The 22,971-nt window shown below is 59.3% G+C and carries 30 protein-coding genes; 7 read left to right on the top strand and 23 right to left on the bottom strand.

Translation table 11 applies throughout. The features are described 5' to 3' along the window. Positions 1-3 precede the first annotated feature (3 nt). The 8 genes from ABD890_RS24320 to ABD890_RS24285 form a co-directional block, all read right to left on the bottom strand. Positions 4-1,158, bottom strand: coding sequence for a hypothetical protein (locus ABD890_RS24320; protein WP_345095499.1), 1,155 nt, complete (start codon positions 1,156-1,158; stop codon positions 4-6). Further along, positions 1,155-1,640 carry a hypothetical protein gene (locus tag ABD890_RS24315; protein WP_345095497.1) on the bottom strand — a complete coding sequence of 162 codons (486 nt, stop codon included), beginning with the start codon at positions 1,638-1,640 and terminating at the stop codon, positions 1,155-1,157. Before ABD890_RS24315 ends, ABD890_RS24320 begins: the two co-directional genes overlap by 4 nt. Continuing rightward, on the bottom strand, positions 1,630-1,941 hold the full coding sequence (locus tag ABD890_RS24310; RefSeq protein ID WP_345095495.1) for a hypothetical protein: 312 nt from the start codon (positions 1,939-1,941) through the stop codon (positions 1,630-1,632). Before ABD890_RS24310 ends, ABD890_RS24315 begins: the two co-directional genes overlap by 11 nt. Then, a complete protein-coding gene (locus tag ABD890_RS24305; protein ID WP_345095493.1) occupies positions 1,934-2,257 on the bottom strand; it encodes a hypothetical protein in 324 nt (107 codons plus the stop codon). The genes ABD890_RS24310 and ABD890_RS24305 overlap by 8 nt, the downstream gene beginning before the upstream one ends. A 181-nt stretch (positions 2,258-2,438) precedes the next feature. Then, a complete protein-coding gene (locus ABD890_RS24300) occupies positions 2,439-2,813 on the bottom strand; it encodes a hypothetical protein (RefSeq protein WP_345095491.1) in 375 nt (124 codons plus the stop codon). Beyond that, on the bottom strand, positions 2,804-3,937 hold the full coding sequence (locus ABD890_RS24295; RefSeq protein WP_345095489.1) for a hypothetical protein: 1,134 nt from the start codon (positions 3,935-3,937) through the stop codon (positions 2,804-2,806). Before ABD890_RS24295 ends, ABD890_RS24300 begins: the two co-directional genes overlap by 10 nt. Before the next feature lie 11 nt (positions 3,938-3,948). Further along, positions 3,949-5,397: a hypothetical protein gene (locus ABD890_RS24290; protein WP_345095487.1), complete on the bottom strand. Its 1,449-nt coding sequence runs from the start codon at positions 5,395-5,397 to the stop codon at positions 3,949-3,951. Then, positions 5,394-6,626, bottom strand: a complete 1,233-nt coding sequence (locus tag ABD890_RS24285; protein ID WP_345095486.1) for a hypothetical protein — start codon at positions 6,624-6,626, stop codon at positions 5,394-5,396. Before ABD890_RS24285 ends, ABD890_RS24290 begins: the two co-directional genes overlap by 4 nt. Positions 6,627-6,882: 256 nt before the next feature. On the opposite strand from ABD890_RS24285, the gene ABD890_RS24280 reads away from it, so the two are divergent. Continuing rightward, complete coding sequence (locus ABD890_RS24280) at positions 6,883-7,269, top strand: hypothetical protein (protein ID WP_345095484.1); 387 nt, start codon at positions 6,883-6,885, stop codon at positions 7,267-7,269. A 172-nt stretch (positions 7,270-7,441) separates the two neighbouring features. Next, positions 7,442-7,918, top strand: a complete 477-nt coding sequence (locus tag ABD890_RS24275; RefSeq protein ID WP_345095482.1) for a hypothetical protein — start codon at positions 7,442-7,444, stop codon at positions 7,916-7,918. Between the two features lie 118 nt (positions 7,919-8,036). Here the strand turns inward: ABD890_RS24275 and ABD890_RS24270 are convergent, their stop codons facing one another. Beyond that, the gene (locus ABD890_RS24270) at positions 8,037-8,954 is read right to left on the bottom strand and encodes a cation diffusion facilitator family transporter (protein ID WP_345095480.1); all 918 of its coding nucleotides are present in this window, start codon (positions 8,952-8,954) and stop codon (positions 8,037-8,039) included. A gap of 259 nt (positions 8,955-9,213) precedes the next feature. Further along, positions 9,214-10,077, bottom strand: a complete 864-nt coding sequence (locus tag ABD890_RS24265; RefSeq protein ID WP_345095479.1) for a hypothetical protein — start codon at positions 10,075-10,077, stop codon at positions 9,214-9,216. 234 nt (positions 10,078-10,311) lie between these two features. On the opposite strand from ABD890_RS24265, the gene ABD890_RS24260 reads away from it, so the two are divergent. Both ABD890_RS24260 and ABD890_RS24255 read left to right on the top strand, forming a co-directional pair. Further along, complete coding sequence (locus tag ABD890_RS24260; protein ID WP_345095477.1) at positions 10,312-10,749, top strand: hypothetical protein; 438 nt, start codon at positions 10,312-10,314, stop codon at positions 10,747-10,749. Positions 10,750-10,790: 41 nt separating this feature from the next. Continuing rightward, positions 10,791-11,183: a hypothetical protein gene (locus ABD890_RS24255; protein ID WP_345095475.1), complete on the top strand. Its 393-nt coding sequence runs from the start codon at positions 10,791-10,793 to the stop codon at positions 11,181-11,183. Positions 11,184-11,198: 15 nt separating this feature from the next. On the opposite strand, the gene ABD890_RS24250 is transcribed toward ABD890_RS24255, so the two are convergent. The 5 genes from ABD890_RS24250 to ABD890_RS24230 form a co-directional block, all read right to left on the bottom strand. After that, complete coding sequence (locus ABD890_RS24250; protein ID WP_345095473.1) at positions 11,199-11,990, bottom strand: hypothetical protein; 792 nt, start codon at positions 11,988-11,990, stop codon at positions 11,199-11,201. Positions 11,991-12,085: 95 nt separating this feature from the next. Then, positions 12,086-12,598: a hypothetical protein gene (locus ABD890_RS24245; RefSeq protein WP_345095471.1), complete on the bottom strand. Its 513-nt coding sequence runs from the start codon at positions 12,596-12,598 to the stop codon at positions 12,086-12,088. A gap of 127 nt (positions 12,599-12,725) precedes the next feature. Then, positions 12,726-12,962 (bottom strand): hypothetical protein, encoded by a 237-nt coding sequence (locus tag ABD890_RS24240; RefSeq protein WP_345095469.1) that lies wholly within the window; start codon positions 12,960-12,962, stop codon positions 12,726-12,728. Positions 12,963-12,964: 2 nt separating this feature from the next. Continuing rightward, entirely contained in the window at positions 12,965-13,249 is a 285-nt protein-coding gene (locus ABD890_RS24235; RefSeq protein WP_345095467.1) for a hypothetical protein, read from the bottom strand. A 2-nt stretch (positions 13,250-13,251) separates the two neighbouring features. Continuing rightward, positions 13,252-14,976, bottom strand: coding sequence for a hypothetical protein (locus tag ABD890_RS24230; protein WP_345095465.1), 1,725 nt, complete (start codon positions 14,974-14,976; stop codon positions 13,252-13,254). Positions 14,977-15,048: 72 nt separating this feature from the next. Between ABD890_RS24230 and ABD890_RS24225 the strand changes: the two genes are divergently transcribed. Further along, on the top strand, positions 15,049-15,351 hold the full coding sequence (locus ABD890_RS24225) for a hypothetical protein (protein ID WP_345095463.1): 303 nt from the start codon (positions 15,049-15,051) through the stop codon (positions 15,349-15,351). Between the two features lie 30 nt (positions 15,352-15,381). Further along, positions 15,382-15,783 carry a hypothetical protein gene (locus ABD890_RS24220; RefSeq protein WP_345095461.1) on the top strand — a complete coding sequence of 134 codons (402 nt, stop codon included), beginning with the start codon at positions 15,382-15,384 and terminating at the stop codon, positions 15,781-15,783. Here the strand turns inward: ABD890_RS24220 and ABD890_RS24215 are convergent. From ABD890_RS24215 to ABD890_RS24180, 8 genes are all read right to left on the bottom strand, one after another. Continuing rightward, positions 15,758-16,501: a hypothetical protein gene (locus ABD890_RS24215; protein ID WP_345095459.1), complete on the bottom strand. Its 744-nt coding sequence runs from the start codon at positions 16,499-16,501 to the stop codon at positions 15,758-15,760. The genes ABD890_RS24220 and ABD890_RS24215 overlap by 26 nt on opposite strands. A 36-nt stretch (positions 16,502-16,537) precedes the next feature. After that, positions 16,538-17,092: a hypothetical protein gene (locus ABD890_RS24210; RefSeq protein ID WP_345095457.1), complete on the bottom strand. Its 555-nt coding sequence runs from the start codon at positions 17,090-17,092 to the stop codon at positions 16,538-16,540. After that, complete coding sequence (locus ABD890_RS24205; RefSeq protein WP_345095455.1) at positions 17,089-17,628, bottom strand: hypothetical protein; 540 nt, start codon at positions 17,626-17,628, stop codon at positions 17,089-17,091. The genes ABD890_RS24210 and ABD890_RS24205 overlap by 4 nt, the downstream gene beginning before the upstream one ends. A 3-nt stretch (positions 17,629-17,631) precedes the next feature. Continuing rightward, positions 17,632-18,087 (bottom strand): phage protein Gp36 family protein, encoded by a 456-nt coding sequence (locus tag ABD890_RS24200; RefSeq protein ID WP_345095454.1) that lies wholly within the window; start codon positions 18,085-18,087, stop codon positions 17,632-17,634. A gap of 92 nt (positions 18,088-18,179) precedes the next feature. Continuing rightward, positions 18,180-19,337 carry a major capsid protein gene (locus ABD890_RS24195; RefSeq protein ID WP_345095453.1) on the bottom strand — a complete coding sequence of 386 codons (1,158 nt, stop codon included), beginning with the start codon at positions 19,335-19,337 and terminating at the stop codon, positions 18,180-18,182. Positions 19,338-19,403: 66 nt separating this feature from the next. Then, complete coding sequence (locus ABD890_RS24190; protein WP_345095452.1) at positions 19,404-20,210, bottom strand: head decoration protein; 807 nt, start codon at positions 20,208-20,210, stop codon at positions 19,404-19,406. Positions 20,211-20,263: 53 nt separating this feature from the next. After that, complete coding sequence (locus ABD890_RS24185) at positions 20,264-21,298, bottom strand: hypothetical protein (protein WP_345095451.1); 1,035 nt, start codon at positions 21,296-21,298, stop codon at positions 20,264-20,266. 211 nt (positions 21,299-21,509) lie between these two features. Next, positions 21,510-22,067: a sugar O-acetyltransferase gene (locus tag ABD890_RS24180; protein WP_345095449.1), complete on the bottom strand. Its 558-nt coding sequence runs from the start codon at positions 22,065-22,067 to the stop codon at positions 21,510-21,512. Positions 22,068-22,275: 208 nt separating this feature from the next. Here ABD890_RS24180 and ABD890_RS24175 point away from each other — a divergent pair, with 208 nt between their 5' ends. Continuing rightward, complete coding sequence (locus ABD890_RS24175) at positions 22,276-22,971, top strand: hypothetical protein (RefSeq protein WP_345095447.1); 696 nt, start codon at positions 22,276-22,278, stop codon at positions 22,969-22,971.

Genomic DNA, 22,971 nt, shown 5'->3' with positions numbered 1-22,971 from the left:
ACCTTACGGAGCAAGTGCGTATTCAGGATGAAAGGAATCTGGTTCGGCCGCTGCTTGCCACGCTTCGGGCGGCAATTCGGCTTGAACCCACAGCGTGTGATCGAGCTCGCGAAACGGAAAGCCGTCGTAGCCACTCACGCAGAACGAATCTTCGCCTGCCAACATCCGATCGACGATCGGCTTGTCGACCCAGAACGAACCCTCCGGCATGTCGTCAGGCCACTTCGGGCCAGCGATCCAGTTCGGGCCCCAACTGTTCAAACAAAGCAGGCCGGGCCGTTGGCCGTGACGTACGGCAATGAAGCACATGCAGTGCGGCCAGCTGCCTGAGGGCGGCGCGAACCCGTCGGCGTCACGCTTCGAAGTGAAGCCTTGATTCGAGCAAACGGGCACCGGGTAACCACTGGCAATCGCAGCGGCGGCTTCGTCGAAGTTGGTGACCAGGGCCACGTTTCGCACCGGATGCTGGCGGGCCTGATTGTCTAGCTGGCCATTGTCGTCCTTGCCGCCATTGCCATAGTTGCCCCAGTCCTTCGCTCGTTTCGCTGAGTAGGTAGAAAGATCGACCTGCTCGTAAGGCTCGCGAAAGATGAGCCCGTACGCGCGAACCCAGCGAGCCGCCGCCGCGCCGTAGCTGCCATCCGACCAACCACCTCGCGCGACGCCGCGAGCTTCGACTCGCGACCCGCCGTAAATCGACTCGGTCGCCACCGGCTTCCAGTCGGCGGAATCCCCCAGGCTCCACATCACGGCGAGATGAATATCCGCCCCATGCGCCCAACCCCAAGAAACACAGTCGCCGATCCCCTGCCGACCGACCTGCCACGGCTGACCAAACTTCTGCTGATGTGCCTTATAAAGGGCGCGATACAGAAAGACATCGTGCGGAGCTGCGGCGGCCTGGAACAATCCCGGCGCGGCCTGACGGATGTTCGCTTTGGGTAACTGTTGTAAGAAACGACGCGTTTCGGCGGGGCGTGGCTGATAGCCGAACAGCGCCAACGGCGGATCGTTCGGTTTCGGTTGAACGGCGAGGGAAGGTTTGGCCGGCGCGAGGTTTGACGTCGTGGTGGGCACAAGCCGTCCCACGACGACCAGGCTTGCCAGCAGCGCAGCCAGCAGCAAACCAACGTTGAGCGAAGAAAGCTTCGGGTTCATTTCCACTCCAGATAATCAGAGGCGTAGTGGGCGGAAGTGGCCAGGGTGCGATACGCGGCGATCCATCGGGCACGCCTGGCGGGATCGATCTTGCCACCGTCGTTTCCCAGTTCGTTTTGCAAGTAACTGCCGGCGGCTTCGGCCAAGGCGGGGTAACGTTGGGCATAGCTCGCCCCGTGAAGCTGATAGAAACGACTCAGCTTGCGGAAGTTATCCAACTGCTGGCCAGTGGTCAGTTGCGGTTCCGTTTGGTGGCCATCGAAGTCGATCATCTCGGCGATCGATTCGCATAAGCAACCAAACTCGCAGGCATCGGCCGCCGCTTGCTGCGCTTGGTCCGATTGGGAAAAGACCGTCAGCAGATCAGGGCCACCAGGATTGATCGGCGGTGGCGCGATGCCGCTGCCTGGCAAACGAGGAGCGATCAGCGAATACGCCACTAGCGCCACGCCTGACAGAACGACAAGCGAACTACCCTTCATGTTGCGTCTCCTGCGATGAAAGCATGATGCGTTTGGCGACCGACTTGGCCGCCGTTTCAATTTCCGCCGTGGTCGCGCCTTGCTGCTGCATCACCTCGCGCAGCACCAGCCAGGCCGCGAAGGCCTCTGTCTGCGTGCGAGACGTTCGCACGGTTTCCTTGGATGAAACCGCCGAGACGCTACGCAGTTGGCTGGCGACGTTCGACGACGCGACCAGCGGTACGATTGGCTTGGCGCCGGAAAGCCATTTCCAGAGCACTCCGCCGATGAAGATCAGAAGGCCAAGACTGAGACTACTCATGGCTGATTTGCTCCTGAAAGCGGAGATAGATCGCTTCGATCGCCCCGTCGGCGATGTGCAGCAGAAGCGACTTCAGCGGAACGCGCAGCAGCGCCAGCCAGGTTGGCAGCGGCAACGTGTCGAGCAACTGCGAAAGCGCGGCCATCACGAGCGCCTTCTTCTCGTGCCCCTGCTCGGCCAACTGCGACCCGGCGAGCCTCATGGCATCGATCAGAAACTGCTGCACCACGCCCCCCAGCAGCGCCCACGAGAAGTTCCCGCTCAAGCGACCGGTGGCCTGAGCGATTAAGGATGCGGTTTGATCGTGAAAGGTCATCGACTCACCTCGACCCAAAAAGAAAAGAACCAACCCCAGCCACACGCCAGCCAGGCAAACAAACGGCCGATTCTGCCGAGCCAGGAAGCACTGTCCAGGTCATTGGGTTGACAGCGGATCGTGCAAGAACGAAGAAGGCCGGCTCTAGGGAAAGGCCGGCCTAAATTCGCGATCGGATGGTTTACTTGCCGAAGCTTCGCATCGCGCGGTAAAGATCTTCGTCACGCGGAAATCGCCTGAGCGGGCAGGACCATAGTTTGGAACGCAGCTTTTCCCAGAGGCAGCCGCAAGCAGGGAGCTGGCGGCATTTGAGGCGGGCGACGTTCGTGCTGTCGACAAACGACGGACAGTTCCGGCAATGCTTGTCGAGCAACATCTGCATTTGCTCGACCGTGCGGTGGTGCTTCTTTTGAGTCGTTTTCGTTGCAGGCGTCGTCGGTGCAGCGCGGCAGCGGCGCTGCGGACGAAAGCGAAACGTCGCGGTGGTGATCGACCAACCACAGGCCTGGCATTTCCAGGTTTCGCCATCGCGGATCATGTCGCACATCACACGCATGTCAGGGTCGCCTTGGTTGGGGTGCCGTTGAAAGGTTTCTCGGCGCCGCTGATCGATTCCGAGTACAGCGGCAGCGTGATCGGCTGACCGGCGGTGAAGCTGTCTTGCTGTACGTAACCGCGAAAACGGTATTCGCGGACGCTGCTATTGAAGGCTCGGCGATAGATGACCGTTAGTTCCAACTGGGCGATGTCGCGGCGAAGGTTCTCGTCGGCGTACGGCAGGTTCGTGGTGAAGATGACCGACGTTTCGATCTGCCAATCGCCGCCGGTGCAAACCTTGGGGGCGGCATTCTGATAGCTGCACTGGATGCTGCCTGCCGAGCCAGGGTTCCAGTCGATGTTGCCAGACAGCCAGAACGCTTCGTCCTCGCTGCAACTGTCGCTGGTAAGGGAAAGCCCTGAAACGTCGAGCTCGTAGTAAACCTGATCGGTGCCGCCAAACTTGATGATGGCCGTGTTGTCGAAGCCCGCCACGCCGAAACTGCAGAAGCCGGGCATCGCACCGGCGCACGTATTGCGGCCGTAGTAGCCATCGTGCGGGGAAAGCGACCCGGCCGGGTAACGCACCATCGTCAGCGAGCCGCCATCGAACGATTCGGCGAAGAAGCCAAGCTTCGGCCCGCCCCGCTTCTGGTAACTACCATCGCGGGGAAAGCCACAGCCCCAACCGGTGATTGCGTTGAGGGAACTGTCGAGGATCGCCGACAACGTGACGTAGTTGGCGTACTCGGCCGACGCGGCAGAGAATCCGCTGAAGGCAGCCAACTGCGGCATGTCCCACGCGTCGAGCGTGACGGCCGATCCGCTGGTGACCTGTTCCAGTTCGGCGGTGACGTCGCTTGAGGTTTTGGTGATCTTCAAGCGGTGGCAGTTTGCTTCGTCGTCGGCATCGAAGATCCAGCCAGCGATGAAAGCATCCGATCCAGTGATCTGAAGCTGCATGCCCTGGCGATCGCCTGAATCGAGTCCGCTGGCTGGCGAATATAGAAACGCCCCTGGGCTAGTGCACTTGGCACCTCCGACCACCGGCGACCAGGTGCCCGAAGCGGCGGCCCAACTGCCGGTGACCGAAACGCAAGGCTTGTTCGGCGTGTAACAACATTGGCAATGGCGACGATACATGAGGTCCCTTTCTAGCTAGAGATCGCGTCGCAGTTATAAACGTCGAGGAATTGCCAGCGATTGTTGATCCAACTAACAATCGCTTCGTCGCCACTGGTCGCATTGTTCCAGCGACTGCCCGGGTCGTGCCCCATCGCTCCGCCGGTGGTGTCGTCGAAGGTGAAGCGAGCTTGATGACTGCTGGTCGCCGACATGTCTTCGGTTAGCGTGACATTGAAGATGCTGCCAATGTTGGCCTCGGCTGGTCGCAAGCGTGCCGGTAAGCCGACGCCGCGCGGCCCGGTCCGAAATTCGGTCACGCTGCCGCCGAGCGTTTCGCCCCAGTTGCGCCACAGCACCTCTTGGATCTCGCTGCCGGGGAGGATGGCCGAATCGATCCCAATCAATACTTGATGCCGCGGCACGATCGTCGCGGCAGCCAGCCACCTGGTAAGCATCGCATCGGCACGGGCCTCCAGGTCGGTTTCGTTTTGCAGTTCATCGTCGCCGTCGTAGCAAGCAGAAAGGTCTTCCCACAGGTCGACCACGGTTCCGGCAACCGCCGCGGGATGCGAGGTGTTCCGCGATTGAGGAATGGCGGTTCGGTCTCCGGTCCAGGCACCATCCCACGCCTGTTGCCAACCGGGACCAAAGACATCGTGCCAGGTCGGGAACCAGACCTGCAGCTTCTCGGGAATGGCGGTCGCGTTGCCTGGGATCGGTTCGGCTTGAAAGGTAACGGGAATCGTCAAGGCGTCGATTGCGACTGATTCGCTGCCACCTTCCCCGTCATCGACCGTCAAAAGCTGCTCGGCTCCAACTTCGACGAACGTGAACGAGGCGTCGCGTGGATCGAAGGCGATGGTGCAGCCGAGCTTGGTCAGTACCTGATCGATCGCTTCCCAAACGCTGACGCCGACAAACTTCCAGCCTTCCGGCGTGCCATGCGGCGTGAAAGGGAGCGTCGGCGCGGTCCCGGCCAGTGAAGCCGGAAGCTTGCTCCACAGGTCTTCCAACATGCTCGCCCAGGTCCAGTCGCTGCCGCTGTTGCGTGACTCCGGCAGAAAGGTCGTCGCCAGACAGGTACCACGAAGGTTGTACTGGGCGACGCCGACGCTAGTCAGCTTCAGCAGGTGACGCACGTCGCGAAGTTCGACCAGCATCGTGGCGTTCGGGTCGGCATCGGCACCGCGTAAAAGGCGTGTCGCCTGAACGAAGTAGAGTCCGGTGAAGTTGTGCGTGGTGGTGACCGGGGAAGGTCCGCTTTTGTCGACAATCTGCCACGCAAGGGTGACGGCGGCATCTTTGGTCAGCGAGTCGACATCGTCACGCGTCATCAGCAGAAAGGCCTGACCTGCCTCCGGACCGACCGGGCAGCGATAGCTGTTGGCCAGCCGCGCCGCTGCTGGATAGATCGCTTCGTCCGGCAGCAAGCAAGGAAGATCGTCGAGGGTAACCGCACTTGCGAAACGTGGGCTCATGCTTCGCTCCCTTCTGCCGGACGGGCGACATCGCTCCGACTGCCGCCGAACGAACTTCCGCCGAGCGCGCTGCCCGACATCGCTTCGGCGTAGGTTTCCATCAACGGACGAACTTCGGCCGAAAGGTCGGGGTCGCGGCCGAAGTTGATGTGCGTGAGCGGACGCAGAAGGTCGTGCATCACATCCGCCAGAATTGACTTGAATTCTTCAGTGACCATGCCCAGGAAGTGGATCATCGGAACGGTGCGTCCACTGAATCCGCTGCCGGACGAAGCGGCCTCGAACACTTCGCGGATGACGCCCTGCCCTTTCCAAATTTCCCAGTCGAGGCGTTCGTTCCATTCCAGAATGCCTTCTGGCCGACCGTTGTCGTGCGGCGGTTCGTAGCCGGTCAGCTCTTCACCTTGACTGCCGAACAAGCGGGGCAGCGTCATCGAGGCCCCAGCCAGACGCGTTTCCTGGGCGCGGCGAAAGAGATCGATCGCGTGGTATCGCTTCTTTTCCTGCGTGACCGGATCAGGAATCTCGATGACCTGGTCCGGGACCCAAAAAATATCGCCGCTGTAACCATCCTTCATCATCCGCAGCCGCAGCACATCTTTGGCTCCGTGGTCTCGCCATTTCTCTTCGAAGGGGACGTAGCTGTTCTGATTCAGCGAGCGCCCATAAGGATTGCCGAACTGGCTGTCGAACGTGCACCACAGCGAAGCAGGAAATGGAAGCAATCCATCGCCAGCATCGCGCGACGAACCGAAGCGAACGCCAGCTTTCTCGCTGCCACGCAGCACGACGCGGCCATCGCGCGGGTGAAAGTCGTGCAGGCCCTTCACCCCGAGCATGCCTTGAAATTCACCTTGAGCGATTTCGTGATAGGTCACCTCGAATGGCATCCAGCCGTACCGTTTCGTGCGCAAGAGGGCTCCGCCGAAGTCGTGCCAGATGCGGTTCCATTGTTGTTGGGCGAAGCGAACCTGGCGGGGTTCGCCTGACCAATTGACCTGAGCCGGGGCAATCGCTCCGTTGCGAACCATCAGTCCAAACACGACGTGCGGATCCATCAACATCACGTCGGCTTGCCACAAGGTGAATGGCGGCAACGACTCGAGCGAGAACCGTTGCCATGGCGGGCCAGATCGATCCCGATAGTCACGACTGAGCGGAGGCTTATCGAGTAACCACTTGCGGGTGCGTTGGAAGACCGAGCGAACCGATTGAAAGAACGTCGACATAAGTGTGAGCCCTGGCAAAGAGGAAACAAATTCGCCCCTTATCGAACGGCCCGTCCTCGATTTGTCCAGGTCATCGCGTGAACACCGGATCAGTCATGCCAGTAAAGGATTGAATTGCTTCGAGCGGCCAGGTAGTCTCAGGCAAAGGAGTATTTCCCCTTTCCAGAAGAACCCGTAGCGCAACAGGGTGTAGAATCGGCCTGGGCGTTGGCTTAGAATCGAAGGCTGTTGTCTCGTTGTTCCCGGAGGAGTCATTGTGCCAGGCTTGAATCGAATCGTCGTCTTGACGCTCGTTCTCTGCTTGTCGCGGATTCCGCTTCCGTGGGGACATTCGCACGGCGAAATGGATGTCGTGCAGTTGGCTTCGCATCTGCAAGCCTATCATCCGGCGGCGAACGGAAACGATCTGGGTAAGCGTTGGCATTGGCATGTCACGCCATCTTCGCAAGCGACTGCGCCGCAGCCTCGCGCGGTGATCGAAGAGACCTCGGAGACAACTCAGCCAAAGCATGTCAGCAATGTGGCTGTCGCGACTTCGTTGGACCTTACGTCGCCCCTGCCACCCAACAGGTGCGTGGCCGCGCTCCATCAGGCCGCGCATCGGCAGCCTCTCTATCTTCGTTTGGGCGTCCTGCTGATCTAACGCACGGCGTCTGGATTCTTTTAACGAATACGTCTTGTCGACGGAGCCCTGAGCAGGATCTGCCTGCGTTTGTGGGAACTCACTTGGAATGAATCGCGTGCTGGCATGCGCGCTGCCGAACGGTGGCCGCGTGTGCAGGTAGCCATTGGTTTTGTCATTAAGGAATTGATTTATGAAGCGTTCGCTCTCGTTGTTTTCGTTGGCCCTGATCGCCCTGCTGGGCGTGGGAAGTTTGCTGATCTCGTCACCGAAGGTGCAAGCCGCTGACCCATCGCTTAAGGCAGACGGTCCAGTTCCGGTCGAACCCGATATGCACGAGTTCATGGAGTACGTCTTTCAGCCCACCTTCAAACGCCTGAAGCCAGCGATGGCGGAAGCACCAGCCGACAACGCTGGTTGGAAAGTGCTGAAGGAAGGATCGCTGAAGCTAGCGGAAGGGGGAAACCTGCTGCTGGCACGGGTGCCGAAGGAAGATAGTGCCGACTGGATCAAGCACAGCATCGGCGTGCGTGATTTCGGCGGCAAATTCTACCGCGCTTCGCAGGCCAAAGACTTCGCCACGGCGAAGAAGAATTACGAATCGATGGTTCAAAGCTGCAACGCTTGCCACCATCAGTTTGCCCATGGCGAACACATTCTGACTCCGTAGTTCGCGTGATGCGATCGACCATCTGGCAATGTCGGCTCGGGGTTGCCAGGTGGTCCTTCTGCGTGGAACTCTCGGAAGATGCAGTGCTTTTCGCCGTCGCCATGCAAGGCACCGGAGCCTATTTGTTGGCGTCCTTCCCATGCAGATGAGGGAACGGCTCGAGATGGACCAGCACGTCTCGCAGGTTTGGGAAGTCGTGGATGAGGCGATCTTTCACCTGGTGTCCGATCCGGTGGCCTGCGGCGACGGTCATGTGCTGGTCGACTTCAATATGGATGTCGGCGAAGTACTCGAGGCCTGACTTGCGAACCCACAACGTCTCGACGTTTTCAACACCAACGACCTGCAGCGCGGTGGCACGAATTTGATCGACGAACTCGGCATCGGCTTGCACGTCCATCAATTCGTTGGCACTGTTACGGAAGAGCTGAATGCCTGACCAAACGATCGCGGTGACCACGACCAGCGACGCGACTTCATCCGCCCATACGAACATCGGCCCGCCAAAGCGTATCGCGCTAAGGCCAATCAGCACCGCCAGCGAGCAGAACGCGTCGGAGCGATGGTCCCAGGCGTTGGCAATGATCGCGGCGGAACCGGTGCGGCGGCCGACGCGAACTTTGTATTGGTACAAACCTTCTTTGATCAGAACGTTCGCCCCGGCGATCCATAAGGTCCAGATCGGCGGCGTCACATGTTGATCGCCGATCCGCTGCAGTGCCTCCCAGCCGACCATCAAGGCGGAAACGATCACCAGCAGCGCGACATTGGAAGCGGCGATCCCTTCGGCGCGGGTATGCCCATAAGGATGCTCTTCATCCGGAGGGTGCTGCGCGACGCGTAGCGCAAAGAGAACAGCGACCGTGGTAACGACATCGCCAATCGAGTTCACGGCGTCGGCGATCAGGGCGAACGAATGCCCCACGATCCCGCCAATCAGCTTGACCAGGCCAAGCATGAAATTGACCGCCAGCCCGAGTAACGCAGCGCGGGTTACTTCCGTATAGACTTCTTCAATCGATCGCTGCCGTGCCAAACCGATGTCGCCCTGAATGAAAGCCTTTCACGAAAGCTGGCACTTACCCAGAGAGCACCCTGTACCCTTCGTGAAACACTCCATTATAGGTCACCCCCCTACCACGAAAACCAAGCCAGCAGCCTGCCTCTGGAAAGTTTCCGGAAGTAAATGTTGGACCGAACAATTGCCCGGTTTTGACCGTGCAAAACGGGCGATTGGGTTGCGGCAAAGTCGAGCGTAAGAGGCCCAGAATAGGGATGCCGACTACGATAAGCCATTACTTCAATTGGTTCGTCAACGTGGTGGCTTCGTTGACAAACTTTCGGACATCTTCTTCGGGGATGGAAAGGTCTGGCGAGTGTACCGCTGTGTTGCGAATTTTTCGCATCGACTGGATGGTGAGGAATTGCTTCTGATCGATCAGGCCGTTGCTCAAGGCGGTATGTTCCAGGCGATATTCGGCCATGTATGGTTTGTCGTTCGTTTTTAGTTTCAGTTTCAAGGCATCGACGACATCAAGCCACGCATCAAGAATGGCATCCCGTGGACTTCGCGCAAGATCGACGCTAAGCGTGGTGAATTCGTTGGTCGGAGTCTCTGTGACCGATTGCAGTTCTTCCATTTCTTGCTGGAACTGTATCGCGGCCAGATCGGCTTCGCGAAAAGCGGGGGCCAGGAACACGCGTGTCAGCAAATAACCAGTGAAGAACCCTAGCACCGAGAACATCACCAGAATTGCGCCGATCGTTCCCAGCGAGATGCTGGAGTCGAGGGCAATGTATTCGACCAGCGATTGAAACAAGCCAGGGATCTGCTGCAACTGGACCAGGCTAATCCCAACAATGATTTTGGTGACCCAGTCCGAGACCTGTTCGAGGTTCGTGTTGACCTGCTGCTGGTAGCGGCCATCCTCGGGGCTTGCTCCTTGCTGTACCTTCGGAATTCCAAACAGAAAGCCGAGCAACATTCCGCTCATCTGCGCGGCGAAGGCCCAGATTAACGAGTTCGCGACAAAGAAGGTGACGTAGGCCGCAATCAGGGTGCAACAGAAGAGAAAGGTAGCAATCCGCGACAAGTCAGTCACGCCCATCCAACGCCCTGAAGTCGCTGAACGAAGACGCTTGAAAAAGCTACGCATCATGGTCGTTCTTCCCTCAACGAGCTGGTGTGTCAGGTTGCGAGCATCAGCCTAGCAAAGTTGAAATGGCATGCAAGTAAATACTGCGAATATTAAAAAAGTGGTTATACATCTGTTGTTATATCTAAATTGTGAGAGATGAACGTTGAGGTTCCAGGATAATCTTGCACGGCCCCCCTTCCTGCTTTACTTTGACTAACTTCCACTCGTTCATCCCTGCTTCCAAGGCGTTTCGTGATGCGTAAGTTCTTCTCGATTTCTGGCACGGCTTCCAATGGGATGCCGGTGAATCGGATGATTGAGGCCAGTGACGAGGCAGAGGTGCGGGCCTATGCGGCGAAGGAACAGATCACGCTAAGTCGCCTTCAACCCGTCGGCCAACAAGGTCTACCTCTTCCACCCCAATACCTTTCGCTACCGCCGACGTCGGATTCGACGGTGCTGAGGCTGGGTAACTCTGGGAACTCGCTGCTGGCGTTGGGCTGGTTATCGATTCTGTTTTCCCTGCTCTTCGTTGTATGCCTGATTCCGATCTTCCTTATTCCTGGCATACTGCTGGTGTTGGGAATGATCTTGCTGCAAATTGGTTTCACGCGGCGGGTCCGATATATTGTGCTGGCAACTCAGGAATTGGGTCGGCCAGCGCTAGCGTTGGAAGATGCAAGTTCCGACTAATCCCGCCAGGCCAAAGCTTCTCTGCCCCACGAAAGAATGCCATGAAGTTCTCTGTCGCCGGTCGTGCGCCCAATGAAATGCCGTTCAGTCAGTTGGTGGTGGCGCCTAGCGAAGAAGAGGCTCGGGCTGCCATCGAGCAGGTTGGCTACGAGATCACCAGCATTCGTCGTATCGACGTGGAAGACCCCAAGCCGTCGTTCACGCCTCAACGTCCACGTTCGGCTCAAGGCCGCATTGGCTGGTACGCGAAAGGTTACCTGATGGCGGGTTGGCTGGCCCTGTTAGCCTCGGCAGTACTAACGTTTGTAGGCATACCCTATCCGGTCTTCCTTGTGCTGTTGATGGTCGGCTTTGGCTTTTTGATCATTGGGGCCATCTATAGCGCTGCCCACGGGATTGTCTTCACGCTGGAACAGCAGCGCGAAACGAAATGATCCGCGGGGAATTCTTTAGGGCTGTGCGTTGTCGTCTGCCGGGAGCTGTGCAGGCAACGAGTGGTCGGGATTGGCGGTCTGCCGTAAGGCTTTCGGGTGCGACGACATGGCGTGAATTTTGACCTGCGGTACGGCCGCGCGAAGGTCGTCGATTTCTTTCATGCTCAGGTTCGTGTCGGTCAGATCGACCTCTTGAATCTGGCCTGCTTTCAGCAGGTTTTGCAACTCCACGCGATCGACGTGAGCTTCGACCACGCTCAGCAGGCGGACTTTCAGTTCCTGCATCGCTTGCAGGTGCTTGGCCGTTAGGTTGGTTCGGCCAGCGTTCAGATAGTCGAGCGATGGAATCACGGAAAGCTGTTTCAATCCTTTGGCCGACAACGGGCAACCACTCACGTTCACTAGGTATAGCTGCGTATGATTGGCAAAGCCAGCGAAACCTTCCCCAGTGACCTGAGTGTCTGGCAGGGCGAGAAGCTCGAGCTTTTTCAGAGGGTTCAAGAACGTGAGGTCTTGATCGTTAAAGTCTGGCTTGCGAACCTCGAAGAACCACAAGTCCGGTAGGTTGGCCAGTAACGGCATAGCGACCGCTTTGTCGGCCGTTTTCGGCAGACTGACACTCGACTTCTGACCAGCGAAGTCGGTCACGTCGGCTCCGGCCGCCACTAATTGCTCTAGCGCCTCTTGGCGGTTAACGGATTCAAGCCACTGCCAAAGCAATACCACGACAATCGCGACAATACCGAGCGCGATCAACCGCGGCACAACACGGCGTGACGCAAGCCCGCGCGTCTCCGTTGCGTCCATCCGGTTTAGTTAGCCTCTGAAAGAATTCTGTTCCTTAGCCAAAACTTTACCGGCTCGTGCGAGAAACGCAAGAAATTGGCGCGGGGGTGGTCACGTTATGATCGCGCGGTCAGTCGAGAGGCGATGATGCTGGCAAGTTGCGGCGCGTTTTGTGTCAGGTTCGAGCACTCGTAGAAGCGTTTGTCCCCTTCGATTTTCTCCCAGATGCCTGAGTTATCGACCTCCGGATCGAGGTTGTCGACATGCACAATCAGGTAGCTGGGCACCGTGTCAGGCTGCCAACTGGTGGTGATATTGGTGATTTGATCGAAAGGAATCGTCGCCTGGCAGGTCGGCAGCACGGCATGGACCAGCGTAATGTCGCTGTGGCGAATGATCAGTACCGCTTGCCGCCGAAACCAGATCATGACGGATGACCAGCCGGCCACCAGGATCAGAAAGATCAGAAAAATGGTCGAAAGCCCCGGCAATTGAGTGAATCCCAGCGGAACAAATCCCAACCAGTCCGCTCCTATCGAAACGATGAAAAGCACGCTCATCGCCAGCACGCCGATCCAAATCCATGGGTGGCGATAAATACGAATCTCGGAGCGAGGATCAGGGCGCATAAACAAGACTAGCCTGGGGCCTATGTGAAGCCGGTCGAAGAAGTTCCACCGGCATGGATCGCTACTCCCATTTTAGCGTGTCGTGGCGACAAAGTCCCAAGCAGTCACAGGCTCGTTCCGCATGTCTTTAACGCGCCAGACTACGCAGCTTCGCTTGCGTCAACGCTTCCAGTCGCGCCGCACGGGCCACGTCTTCTTGCCCGGTGGCTGCCAAGATCTGCTGATAGATACCATCAGGTGTGGTGGCTTCGGCAGGGGTAAGTAGCTGGCGGCGGGCATAGCTTTCGGGCCAATTGCTCAGCCAGGCACGCTTGTCGAACGCCGGGACATCGCGGTATTGTCCCGGCGAGCCTCCATACAGCAAAGCTAGAAGGCAGTCGTCTCTGCTTTTTTTTTACAGTCGTCCAGCCAGGTAGTCGACAGGTGGGCGACCTGTTGCCAAAGCGACCGAACTTGACTGTAAGCAAGACTCGTTTGGCCAAGCTGCGTGGCGATCCATTCGCCCCACAGCGGCAGCCAGGCATCGCCATGCGACTGCGCCAAGAAGGCGGCCTGGTCGTAAGCTTCCAAAAGGTCGATCGTTACCGGCGAAGCTTCCGCCGCTTCGTCGACCACAATCTGCAATTTCACCGACGGTGGTAAGGTAAACATCGTTACGACTCCTCTCCTTCCGGCTCTTCGCTGGAAGGTGCTGGGGGAACGGAAGGGCTGGCCGGCGAATCGCTCAGCGAGGCGACCGTTCCCAGAACTTTGTACAAACGATAGCCGCGCATCTGATAGACAATGTGCCCCACGCTGGTCGCCGGACCGATCTCGAACGATTCCTTCACCAACGCAACCGCTTGCCCGGCCAGCGAGGTCAGCGTGGGGAAGACCGGCAGGTATTGCACTCGCAAGCCCTTCGCCTTCAGCAGCACATATTGCGTTGGCAAGCCATGTTCTTCCGCGATGTCTTCTTGGTCGGTCGCATCGAACGACTGCTGCGGCTGAATGCCGTCGGTGCCGTACAGCGGATCGCTGATTGTGGCCGAGCTGCGCGAAGCGTCGACCGCCCGGCGATGCCAGGTCGTCCGTTCGTCTTTAAAGAACTTCAATTGCACATCGTAGTCGAGCCACGACGCGTTCGGGTCGATTGTGCTACTGGCCAGTTCGACCGATTCGGCGGCATTGCTAATCGAGGGAGGCGTGTTGCTGGTCGCGATGACGACGCCACTGGCGGCCGAAGCGAGGTTGACCGAAACGTTATCGGCCGACGTCGACGCTAGCCCGGCCGTTCCGCGCTGATGCCACATGCCGGCGATCGAACTACTCCAGGTCGAATAGTCGCCACTCCCCGAGAGCGGCGTCCAGAACTTGTCGGAAAGGAACGCGCCGATGCCGCCACTTTTCTGCCAGACGATCTCGAAGCGGCTCGTCCGGGCGCGCTCCCACAGCCCTCGTTCGATCGACAAATGAATCGGAAAGAGGGCCGTCCCGCCGCTTGCCGCGGACTGCAGATCGGATTGTTTCTGCTCGGCCATTAACCAGAACTGCAGAAACGCATAGTTGGGGGCGACCCCAGGGGCGACGGTCAAAGTCGCCGTCAGCCGCGCCGTGCCGCGAGCCAGTCCGATTCCTTCGGTCGTGAACGAGAAGGAACCTTCCCCTTCGGCGATCCCTGCCGGCAGCGCGTCACCTGCGAGTTGCACGTCGACCAGTTGAAAGTCGATGCGGCTCTTGTCGGTCGATTCGTCGTAAACTTGCGTGACGCGACGGAAACCGGCAGGCACTTCGACATCGATCGCCGCGCGAAAGCTGTCGGCGACCTGCGTTCCGCCGGAATGCTGCGAAGCAACTTGCCAACTGCCACGCGTGACCCGCGTCAGCAGGCCTTGATCGTCGAGGCGATAGCTTTGAGCGAAGTCGAACGACTTGAGCCGCTCGTCCAGTAAGCTGGCGGCGACATCGGACGAAGCGATTTCCAATTCAACCGACCACTGCAGCGATGCGGTCTGCGAACCTTGCATGGTGATGGTGCATGCCAGCGGCCGAGGCCCCCAGCCGATATCGATGGCGGGGCTATCGAGCCCGCACCCAGTTCCGGCAAGTGAAAGCGTTTGACGCGGCTCTAGAAGTTGCCGACGAATGGCTTTCAACTGCGTCGCGGAAAGGGCTTCCGTTTCGCTGTAGAAGATCGCCTGAACATCCAGCCGGACGCGCTGCCCGATCACGGTTTGTTGGGCGTCGTTGTATTGATTGGTCGCTGTGAAAGACCATTGCGGCGGGGTCGAACGAACGGCCGATCCGGCAATGCTCGGGCCACCGCTGCCGCCGATCTGCACATCACCATAATGAATTGTTTGCGCAGAGAGGTCGGCCTGATTGATCGGGGTATGCATACGTAGTACCGTAGGGATGCGTGGTCAACAAGTCATGGCAGCAGGATTGACCTGCGACGAAGAGGTGGAACGATGGACGACGAGTTCGAAGAGGCCCCGCGACTTCCTGACGGGCAAAAGCACTTGTCGTGGTTGCTGCTGATAGCGCTGTTTCTGACGCCGATCTTGGTGGTGGAAATCGCGCACCGGGCTTCTCGGTCGCCCGAGATCAATCCCGCCATGGCCGACCCGACGAACGCCGCCGTATCGAACGTCCTGGGACGCAAAGGTCACGCGCGCGTCCTCGGCCTGGTGACCGTTGGTTCGGGGATGCTGACCGCTTGTGCGGCGGTCGCCCTGTGGGCCTATTCTCAACGTGCCAAGATGGCGTCGTAGTCCATTCCCGCAACTAATCTGAGCGATCCCATGAAATACTTGCTGATTGGAACCGATACTGAAGGCAACCGATTCGAACGGACGATCGACGCCGTCGATAAGCAGCATGTGCGTGCCTATGCCGAGTCCAACCAAATCGAAATTGAGACAATCGACGAGATCTATGAACCGGCTAAGCCAAGCCCCAGGTATCTTTATCCGCTGCCCGATCGTAAGCATCCGTTGTATGCCTACGCGTTCTTTTTGTTTTGCGGTGGCGTCCCGTGCGTATTGGCGGGGGGATTCGGACTGTTCGTTTGTTATACGGGGAGTCCGCCACCGGTGTTGTTCTTCATGACCCAGTCGATCATGTATCTCGGCATGTTCAACATCCTCATCGCTTCGATTTTCCTGACGGGTGCTCATATCATCGCCTCGCAGCAAGACCAGTAGGAAACGAGTCGCCATGTCGCGACGCGTCTTGCACGGCATCGAGGTCGGGATCGGCCATGTGCTCCAACTGTTCCCAAAGCGAAGCCAGTCCGGTTGGCGGCGCGGCCGCAGTGCGTTCGTCAAGCAGCTTCCGTAGCAGCCGCGTTGTTTCCGCCAGTGAAGCCGAAACCGCCGAATCGTGTCGGCGATTGGAAGCGGACGACGCTGGCTCCGGCAAGCCTGGCGACGCGGTCGAACTCGACGTGGGCAATGCAAGCGTTCGCGATGCGGCGGGCGAAGTCGTCTCTGGCAACGCGGGTTCTGCAGCGGATGGCATCGCGGCGAACGGAGGCGTGAAGCTGTTCCACGCCGGCCGCGGCACGGGAGGCTGGCCGGGCAGCGGGATCGAATCGCGTTCGCTTGCTGCGCTGGTCCCAGGCAACGGAATCGTCCGCTCCCCTGCTCCATCCACCTTCGAGCGAACTTCAAACGATGCTGGCGCATCCTTCGTCGCCACCGCCATCCTTGGCGAATGAGGAGCATCTTGGAGAGGTTCTTCCGAATCGGATTTCGCCGGCGCGTCGATCGCAGCCTGATCGATCGCCTGGCGAATGGTCTCTTCGGTGATCTGGCCGAAAGATGCTTCCGGCGAGTCAGCCAACTGCGGCGAGGCAAGTTCGGTGGTCGGGTCTGGCTCGGTCGGAGGCTGCAACCGAACTTGATAGGTAATCGTCTTCAACGGTCGAACCTTTCAATACCAAGGGATGCTGGCGAACTACTCGACGTCCGATTCTTCAAACCAGACCAGCTTCGGCGTTTCGTCGCTGTTGTAGTAAGGGAAACAGCGGAAGACCAACGCCACGTCGCGCTGGGCCGGGCCATAGAAGATCTCGGTGTTGTGCTGCGGCGAAAGAATCGCCTTACCGAACGTCAACACCTTGCCATCGTTTTGGTAAGCAGGCGTGCCAGCGACTGGCGTCAGCACAATCTTTCCCGCCAGGTCGGTCAGCAGTCGTCCGATCGGTCCGACATCGCCGAAGCTGCTGCCAAACGGCCACAAAATATCGCGGACGTAAGGCTTCCACTCTTTCATCGTCAGCAGCAGAAAGCAGTTGCCGCCGCGATAGATCGAATCGACGACCGTCTGCCCGAACAGGTTCGTTCCGGCGATGTCTTCTCCTTCCATCACTCGCGACAGTCGGTGGGCACCTTCGACCAGGCCAATGTCGCGAGCCGCCGGATCGGCCGCCTGGCCTGGCGTGCCGCTTACCGCGCCCGAGGCGTCGTACGTTGCCGTGTAAGGTCCAGGGGCAAAAGTTCCAAGGCTCATGCTTCGTTCTCACTAATAGGATCGATGTGAAGGGCTTCGCCGAACTGGATTAGTCGGCCAACAAACGCGGCGCCGCCAGGCTTGGCTTCCAGAACTTGCGTTCGACGCGAACCGCGATAAACAAACGGAGACTGTAAGCCACTGCCGGTTGCCTCGGTCCCGCAACCGGCGGCTTGATTGATGGCATTCAGCAGCGTGTAACTGCGATGAATGGTTTGCTTCACCTGCCGCTCGAGTGCATGAGGCAAGCAAACCGGCGCCGCGTGCGGGTCGTCTTCCAACAGCAGGTTCGCCGCGCGATCGGCAGGAAACGCCGCGACCCGTCGCCAGACGCCCACCTCTAGTTGGAAACGCTCGGCGACGAAATGCCCGGTGCTTTCGGCCGCCTCGGTTCCAGCGTCGGCGATCGCTACGAAGAACTCGCCGCAACGAGCGATCGGCCGGGCATCGAGCGTCACGCGGCACTGGTCCGCTGTCCAGCCCCAGCGCTGACGAAGCTGTAAGCAAACCGTTTTCAAAATGGCTGCGGTATGCATCGCTTAGCCCTCCTGCTCGGGGCGGATTGTCCGTACCGGCAAACGTTCGCCGAGGGCCGTCTGGTGATTGCTGATCCGAGGCAACGCCGTATGAGGCCGGGCCGCATCGGGCAAAGCAAGCTCGCCCCGGGCAATCGCTTCCAACTGTGCGCGATACGTTTGAGCGATCTCGGTCAAACTGCTATCGGCCGGATTTCCACGGCGCCGTACCAGCAGATCAATCGCCAGGTAAGCGTTGCACCAGCGGCACCAATCGCTGGCCACCAGATCGGAAGTGGCGTAACGAGCGTGCAGGAAGAGATTCATCTGACTGGCGGCCTGCTCGATGGCATCGCTCGCGTACGAGCTTTCCAGCGAGCCGGCGGTGCCATCTTCGTTATCGTCCAGCAGCCGCAGCAAAGCGCTGGGACCGAGGATCGACGTCAACTGGGTCGCGGTACAATAAGGTGTCGTGCTCATGGCGCTTCAGCGAAAAAGAGGGATCGGTCAACCGAGGGCCGAGCCGCGCGGAGTGGCGGCTCGACCCACAAGCAAAACGGCGACGCTTCCGTTTACGACTCGAAGACCACTTCGGCGTCGACGATCGCACCGGGGACGTACAGAAACGGCAGACCGTTATAGACCTGGTGCAGGTCGTATCCGGCCGGGTTGTCGCTGGGCGTCGCCCAGGCATATTGCCCGTGACGTTCCGCCGTGATCGCTTCGGGACTGTTCCCTTCGACCACGACCTCCGAGCCTTCTCCCAAGGCAACCCACGCTGGACTAGGGCTCGGCATGCCGTAGACATGATCGTCGGCCAGGGCCTTGGTCTGCTTGAACGTGCCGGCCGGTCCTTCGATTTCCAGAACATGATCCATGATGTGAATCGTGACCCACGGCACGCTGCTGATCAGTCCGGTGAAGTGGCCGCCAGCGGTCCGCTCGATCTTTTGCATTGGCATGTTGCCGATCCCGGCCTGGGATTTGATCTGCTGATTCTTGATCATCAGATTCCAGGTCACCGAGTTCATGCAGAGGTGTTCCAGCGGCAGGCCACACAGGGCTTCCAACGCCGCGTTGATACCGAAGATCTGCTGCGGAATGTCGGCGTCGTAGTTGCCTTCGCCATCTTGCGAATCCCAACTTGCGTCGACGATCTCGCCGTCACCCAGCATGTTGAGCTGCCCGCGATTTCCGGCCGGAATCCGGAAGTCAACCAACTGCTCGCCTGGCAAGCCGGTCGGCTCCCAGCTATGCAGATACGACTGATCGGCAGCCGGGGCAAAGTAGTACTTGCCACGCAGCATGGCGGCGGTTTGGAACTCGATGAAGTTCAAGAACTTCTCGGCCTGGTACGCTTCCTGCCGACCGATATACGAGAGCCCCATCTGATCGAGTTCGCACGAAGGGCCTCCCAGCATTCGCTGGTTGAGCATTTGTTCGTACAGCAGCGGAACCGTTTCGCCAAGACGTGGAAACGTACCGGTCACGTTGCCAACTGCCTGAGGCGGTGCCAAGCGGCGCGGACCATCCGGCGCGATACCACGCGGCAACTGTCGGGTGCCATTGAAGACGTCGTAGCTGAAGTGTCGCCCACCGGGACGCACCACGTTGGGCTCTTCGCCGACGAAGCCGAGCAGCCGAGCCAACGATTGACGTCCACTTTGCACACGCTTGACGACCCCCATGATGCGCTGCGGGGCGAGAACTTTGGAAGCGCTGTAACCCATATTCAAAGGTCCTTCAGGAAACGATTGAGGAGTAAGGTAAGTTCAGAAAATCAAACGGCGAAACGTTTACGCCGAGACTACCGTCAACGACGCAGGGCTGCTGCTCAACGCGATCCACTTCAGCGTGCTGCTGGCGGTGCGAATCGCCTTCACAATCACGCTGGCCCCCAGCTTTTGACTGGTGGTTTGAAACGCGATGCCGTCGGCGGCGGCGTTGTTGACGGCCAGCACGTTGTTCCCTTCGGCCGAAGTGATGGTCATGTTCTGATCGACTGTCTGCACGAAAGCGAACTCGAGGCCTTCTTCGATCGCCGGCAGTGTGATCGCGATTGCCCCGGCCTTGCTGGCTACGACCAGCTTGCCGTTGTCGCTGGAGGTCAACGCGATGTCGGCGGTCGCATAGAGCGAACCGTTATGGCCGCACAGCGCCGAAGCCATTGGCATCGGGATCTGATCGAAGCGGATGCCCTGGCGAATGAGTTGCTGTTGGGCCTGGGGCGTGAGGCCGATGACCGAGCTTTTCACGACATGCCCCGCCGCAAGGATCCGTGCCGTCAGCTTCGCTTCGCTTACGCCATGGGCGTCTTGCATGTCGAGCGTGTCGAGCAGAATCGCGATCGCCGTTTGCGTTCCGTTGGTCGCGGTCGGATCGTACGGTGCCAGAAGGCCAGAGGCAGCGATGCGACCCAGCACCAAGCCGGCTCGCAAGGTCGTGGTGGGCGTGTTGCCAGCGTCGACCGAACTGGCGGCAATAATCCCCTGCAGGATGGTGGCGTTGGTTTCTCCGTGCGGTCCCAGGAATTGAACCTGCGAAACGCTGCTTTCCACGGCCAGCGATTGACCAGGCAACGATCCACGTGCGAATTGACCCATAGTGAAGATTCCTTGTAAGGAAAAGGAGGTGACAAAGGAAACGGGTGAGTCGGCTACCGGCCGATGCCGATCGAACGGAGCACGGCGTCGGTCAACTGATCGTTCTGCGGATCAGGCTCTTCCCCCAGAAGCTCGGCGGCTGGCGAGAGCTCGCGGAGATTGTTGTCGGGAAGTTGCATCGAACCAGGCAGCATCTGCCGAAAAAGATCGGCGACCTCGGTCAGCGAAACGTTCGGCGCGTCGTTGCCCGTTTCGCTGAACTGAACACTCTCGGCCTTGCGCTGGCAGAACTCACGCAGCGGCAATGGAAGACCGGCGAAGCGGCGGGTCAGTTGAGTCCGATGCTGCTGGTCGAGCTGGGCTTGAAGCCGAGCGACCTGCTGCATCTGGGCGTCAATCGCCGCTTGCGCCGGTTCACTGAATTGCAGAGACGAAGCGGTGTCGTCCGTCGTTGCGGTTGTTTCTGAAGCTTCGTGTTCGGTTGGCAGTGGTAAATTGGCCTCGATCGCTTCCAGCAATTGCTGAAGCCCTGCGGCCGTGTTCGTCCACTGCTCGTCGAGCGGCACGCCACGAGCAGCCAACGCTTCGATCAGCTTGGTGGTGGTCGAACGAGGATGTAGTTGATCGTCGAGCGAGAACTGCAGTACCGGCTGAAACGCCCCTTGCTCCGGATTGCGGGGCGTTGCGGTCAATGCCATGTGACGAATCACCACCCCGAACTCGCGACCCAGGCCATCGGTATAAGGGCCGATCTCTGGGCTGGTGAATTGCACGCGGCCTGATTCGATCGCCGTGGCGGCTTCGTCGTCCAGCACTTCCAGCGTCTGCTCGAGGCTGCCATCTTCCAACTGCCGAACACCGACCATCCAGCCAAGGTTGTCGACGGCGGAGTTCTCTTCTGGCTGCGGGCCACCTTCCAAGCTGCCGGGCGACTTGTGGGCTCCCCACAGCGGAATGCGGATGCCTGCCGAGAGCATCGTGGCGGTTCGCTCGACCAGCAGATCGAGATCATTCGCCGTGAACTCTTGCATGCGGTTGCCAATCTTGTACCAGCCTGGTTTCAGGAAAACTTGCGTGAGTCGTGTCATGGATTCTCGTGCCGAAGAAGGAGGGTGAATCGTTCAAAAGCGAGCGATGTCATACCTCGGTGTGCGAGACCGTCAAGGTCATCGCTGTACACGGATCGGCGGCGATAGCGCACGAGGAACGCAGAGAGAAACCGCTAGAAAGCAGCCGTCGGATGCAACGGGCGAACGAGAGTATTCGCCCAGAGAGAGGTGAGTCGCGCAGCGGTGAAGTCTAAGATTCGAGCGGACGTATCACGCGGCAAGGGTTGCCCGCCGCGAAGACGTTCGCCGGAATGTCGCGCGTCACAACGCTGCCGGCGCCGATCACACTGCCCGATCCAATCGTCACGCCAGGGCAAATTATCGCCGAGCCGCCGATCCATACGTCGTCGCCAATGACAATCGGCTTGCCATTCTCCAGCCTCCGCCGCGTGACGACATCCAGCGGATGCGTGGCCGTATAGATCTGCACGCCAGGGCCGAAGAGGCAATGGTCGCCAATCGTGACCTGGCAAACATCAAGCACGACGCAGTTGAAGTTGAAGTAGCAGTTCCGCCCGAGCTGAATGTTTACGCCGTAGTCGCATTGAAACGGCGGCTGGATGGTCAGCCCTTCCGGTGAAGCCCCCAAAAGCTGAGCAATCAGCTCGGTCCGGGCTTCTTTTTCGGCATCGCGTGTCGCATTCAAGGCAAAGCACAAGTCGTGCGCTTTCTCGCGTGCCGCAACCAGATCGGCGTCGGATGCGTCGTACAACTCGCCTGCTAACATCAATTCTCGCTGGCTGGTCATGGGGTTTCCTTCAAGATTCGCTGGCCGAAGTCGTGTTCATACGGAAGTGTCAGGCCGCATTGTAAACCGTTCCTCTCTTTCGCATCAGGCCCGTCGTGGCTCTTCGCGTTCGCTCGAATGATCTGGACAGAGGAGCATCGATTTCTACAACGCCGTGCTGTGTGAAACTCTGAAACGTGAAGTTCTTACTGCGAGGCGATGTTCTTCGATGCGACTATATCCCAGCGGGCTGGCAGGGTTCGATTGGCAAAGCGATTCGTTGGCGTGTCTGCTCTTACGAACCACTTCGCCCGACCCGGCCGACGAAATCTCCTTCGATCCGCAACATAGTTCGGTCGCCGATTTGTGGGATGCCGGCGCGATGGAAGTCGACGTGGCTGGCTATGCCCGAAAGCCGCTCGTGGTCGGATCGCCCGTGATCGATACCATTGCCGGGGAAGCCCGGTTCGATGCCGCCGATCTCGACTTCGGCGTGTTGGCTTCAGGGGAGAATATCTACGCACTGGTCCTCTTTCGCGAAGGGAGCGACGACGAAGATCGTTCGCTAATCGCGTTTGATAATGGTTCGATCCCGCTAGTGCTGGCCGCGGACGTCGCCGCAGGCAGCACGTTGCTGTGGATCGAACCGCTAGTCGAAGACCTGCCCAGCGGCGCGGTAATCGACCTGGGTAGCGGCGCGACCGGTTCGCTGGCCAGCGCCGCGTTGAAAGGATCGCGTTCGATCGCGCTTGCCGCGCCAGGCCTTAGCGCGGCGGCTAACGCAGGAGCTCGCTGCGAATCGGTGCGCACGGCCCGCGTCTCCACCCAGGCCACGCCGCCGGCGCTTGCCTATCTGAACAACGGTCCGCTCGAAGTGGTCTTCGACGCTGCTGGTGTGCTGATCATCCAATCGCAAGGAGGTTAA

Source organism: Bremerella cremea (assembly GCF_039541315.1).
GTDB classification, from domain to species: Bacteria; Planctomycetota; Planctomycetia; order Pirellulales; family Pirellulaceae; genus Bremerella; species Bremerella cremea.
This window is presented reverse-complemented; position numbering and strand designations above follow the sequence as displayed.

Excerpts from the sequence above, each read along its gene's own strand:
- ABD890_RS24320 (WP_345095499.1), bottom strand. The coding sequence starts at position 1,158 with ATGAACCCGAAGCTTTCTTCGCTCAACGTTGGTTTGCTGCTGGCTGCG.
- ABD890_RS24315 (WP_345095497.1), bottom strand. The coding sequence starts at position 1,640 with ATGAAGGGTAGTTCGCTTGTCGTTCTGTCAGGCGTGGCGCTAGTGGCG.
- ABD890_RS24310 (WP_345095495.1), bottom strand. The coding sequence starts at position 1,941 with ATGAGTAGTCTCAGTCTTGGCCTTCTGATCTTCATCGGCGGAGTGCTC.
- ABD890_RS24305 (WP_345095493.1), bottom strand. The coding sequence starts at position 2,257 with ATGACCTTTCACGATCAAACCGCATCCTTAATCGCTCAGGCCACCGGT.
- ABD890_RS24300 (WP_345095491.1), bottom strand. The coding sequence starts at position 2,813 with ATGCGTGTGATGTGCGACATGATCCGCGATGGCGAAACCTGGAAATGC.
- ABD890_RS24295 (WP_345095489.1), bottom strand. The coding sequence starts at position 3,937 with ATGTATCGTCGCCATTGCCAATGTTGTTACACGCCGAACAAGCCTTGC.
- ABD890_RS24290 (WP_345095487.1), bottom strand. The coding sequence starts at position 5,397 with ATGAGCCCACGTTTCGCAAGTGCGGTTACCCTCGACGATCTTCCTTGC.
- ABD890_RS24285 (WP_345095486.1), bottom strand. The coding sequence starts at position 6,626 with ATGTCGACGTTCTTTCAATCGGTTCGCTCGGTCTTCCAACGCACCCGC.
- ABD890_RS24275 (WP_345095482.1), top strand. The coding sequence starts at position 7,442 with ATGAAGCGTTCGCTCTCGTTGTTTTCGTTGGCCCTGATCGCCCTGCTG.
- ABD890_RS24265 (WP_345095479.1), bottom strand. The coding sequence starts at position 10,077 with ATGATGCGTAGCTTTTTCAAGCGTCTTCGTTCAGCGACTTCAGGGCGT.
- ABD890_RS24260 (WP_345095477.1), top strand. The coding sequence starts at position 10,312 with ATGCGTAAGTTCTTCTCGATTTCTGGCACGGCTTCCAATGGGATGCCG.
- ABD890_RS24255 (WP_345095475.1), top strand. The coding sequence starts at position 10,791 with ATGAAGTTCTCTGTCGCCGGTCGTGCGCCCAATGAAATGCCGTTCAGT.
- ABD890_RS24250 (WP_345095473.1), bottom strand. The coding sequence starts at position 11,990 with ATGGACGCAACGGAGACGCGCGGGCTTGCGTCACGCCGTGTTGTGCCG.
- ABD890_RS24245 (WP_345095471.1), bottom strand. The coding sequence starts at position 12,598 with ATGCGCCCTGATCCTCGCTCCGAGATTCGTATTTATCGCCACCCATGG.
- ABD890_RS24235 (WP_345095467.1), bottom strand. The coding sequence starts at position 13,249 with ATGTTTACCTTACCACCGTCGGTGAAATTGCAGATTGTGGTCGACGAA.
- ABD890_RS24230 (WP_345095465.1), bottom strand. The coding sequence starts at position 14,976 with ATGCATACCCCGATCAATCAGGCCGACCTCTCTGCGCAAACAATTCAT.
- ABD890_RS24225 (WP_345095463.1), top strand. The coding sequence starts at position 15,049 with ATGGACGACGAGTTCGAAGAGGCCCCGCGACTTCCTGACGGGCAAAAG.
- ABD890_RS24220 (WP_345095461.1), top strand. The coding sequence starts at position 15,382 with ATGAAATACTTGCTGATTGGAACCGATACTGAAGGCAACCGATTCGAA.
- ABD890_RS24210 (WP_345095457.1), bottom strand. The coding sequence starts at position 17,092 with ATGAGCCTTGGAACTTTTGCCCCTGGACCTTACACGGCAACGTACGAC.
- ABD890_RS24205 (WP_345095455.1), bottom strand. The coding sequence starts at position 17,628 with ATGCATACCGCAGCCATTTTGAAAACGGTTTGCTTACAGCTTCGTCAG.
- ABD890_RS24200 (WP_345095454.1), bottom strand. The coding sequence starts at position 18,087 with ATGAGCACGACACCTTATTGTACCGCGACCCAGTTGACGTCGATCCTC.
- ABD890_RS24195 (WP_345095453.1), bottom strand. The coding sequence starts at position 19,337 with ATGGGTTACAGCGCTTCCAAAGTTCTCGCCCCGCAGCGCATCATGGGG.
- ABD890_RS24190 (WP_345095452.1), bottom strand. The coding sequence starts at position 20,210 with ATGGGTCAATTCGCACGTGGATCGTTGCCTGGTCAATCGCTGGCCGTG.
- ABD890_RS24185 (WP_345095451.1), bottom strand. The coding sequence starts at position 21,298 with ATGACACGACTCACGCAAGTTTTCCTGAAACCAGGCTGGTACAAGATT.
- ABD890_RS24180 (WP_345095449.1), bottom strand. The coding sequence starts at position 22,067 with ATGACCAGCCAGCGAGAATTGATGTTAGCAGGCGAGTTGTACGACGCA.
- ABD890_RS24175 (WP_345095447.1), top strand. The coding sequence starts at position 22,276 with ATGCGACTATATCCCAGCGGGCTGGCAGGGTTCGATTGGCAAAGCGAT.